Origin of the sequence: Streptomyces sp. NPDC046876 (assembly GCF_040645035.1) — a bacterium.
Lineage (GTDB): Bacteria > Actinomycetota > Actinomycetes > Streptomycetales > Streptomycetaceae > Streptomyces.
Map to the genome: position 1 here is coordinate 1 of NZ_JBEYXK010000232.1, position 1,586 is coordinate 1,586.

Sequence of the window (1,586 nt, forward strand, 5' to 3'; positions counted from 1 at the left end):
CTTCGATATCACCTTGTTGAATATTTATATTACGCATTGTTTTGGGAATATGCCAGGCAAATACGAAAAGCGATTGATGGATGACCAAATTGAGGTAGACGAGATTGCGAACCATTACTTCGCCCATCAAGAAGTGCTGACAGTTCACCAGTATGCGGATGCTTTGCAGTATTCTCTTGAACGGACACCCGGACGGATTAAAAGCATTACCGCACGATTGACAAAAGCGGTTGAAGATAAAAAGAGATGGTTGGGGATTCAAACCACTTCCTCTCAACAAACAGTCAGAACCGAACGAACTCCGGCATGGTTGAACCAATCAGAAAAAGAAGAAGCTATACCCAGTATGTCTTCTCCAGAAGAATTAGCAGCTGAGAAAGAGAAATTGCTTCGTAGGCTAGCAAATCGGAAGTCCAAGTGACTTCCGATTTTTTAATTTATATGTAAAAATATTCATGGTTATTTTTGGGTCTTTCTAATTAAAGACTAAGGAAAAAGGACGATAGATATAAAAAACCTTTATTTATAAGGTTTTTAAAAGAGGATTAAAGTAATACCAGTTATTTACCATTTTTAGTTGCCTATTTTTAGGCATTTTGTTAACGTAGAGGCAACGGAAGAAAGGAGTAAATTCCACTCCTGTCGTTCAGTCAGCGAAGCAGCGCTACGCTGTCACCCAAGAACAGGAACAGGCTATCGGCAACTACTTGAAGCAACAGAAGTCGACGCGCTCGAAGCGGAACCACCTCTACGTACCAGCTGCCGACGTGGCGCTTTACCAGTCTTTCCTATTGGCGGGTGAAGAGCCGGTCCGCCTGAAGCAAAACGACCAGAATGAATTGGGCTTTTTCCTGGATGATCATGAGTTCCTGCCTTATCTGGAAGCCCACTTCTCCAATACTTTTATTATTACGAATGAAAATGAGTCTATCCATATGAGTTACCATCGCAAGTTTATCTTTATGAGAGCGAATTACTGGTCTTTCACCTTCTAATCTAGAGAACACGTAATAGCTCACTGGTCGAGTGACACTGCGCCGAAAATGTACCGGGGCTAAACGGATTACCGAAGCTGTGGATGGATCTCGTTAGAGATCCGTGGTAGGAGAGCGTTCTAAGGGCGTTGAAGTCAGACCGGAAGGACTGGTGGAGCGCTTAGAAGTGAGAATGCCGGTATGAGTAACGAAAGACGGGTGAGAATCCCGTCCACCGAATGCCTAAGGTTTCCTGAGGAAGGCTCGTCCGCTCAGGGTTAGTCGGGACCTAAGTCGAGGCCGATAGGCGTAGACGATGGACAACAGGTTGATATTCCTGTACCACCTCCCCGCCGTTTGAGCAATGGGGGGACGCAGAAGGATAAGGAGAGCGTGCCGTTGGTTGTGCACGTCCAAGCAGTGAGGCGTGAAATGAGGCAAATCCCATTTCTAATACGTTGAGCTGTGACGGCAAGAGGGTTTACCCTTGAGTCCCTGATTTCACACTGCCAAGAAAAGCCTCTAGCGAGGCGGGAGGTGCCCGTACCGCAAACCGATGTTTTTGCACGTCCTGGCTGACTTTCGTGATTTTCGCCAGTTCGTTGTCCAGCG

Annotated in this window: 1 protein-coding gene and 1 rRNA gene; both read left to right on the plus strand. The window is 46.1% G+C overall.

Annotation, left to right across the window (positions count from 1 at the left end; all coding sequences use genetic code 11):
• Nucleotides 1-421, plus strand: a 421-nt coding sequence (locus tag ABZ924_RS38650; protein ID WP_361920431.1) for a hypothetical protein, incomplete at its 5' end; no start/stop codon positions are given.
• Nucleotides 422-603: 182 nt separating this feature from the next.
• Nucleotides 604-1,586: ribosomal RNA gene (locus tag ABZ924_RS38655) — 23S ribosomal RNA — on the plus strand; the annotation flags it as partial.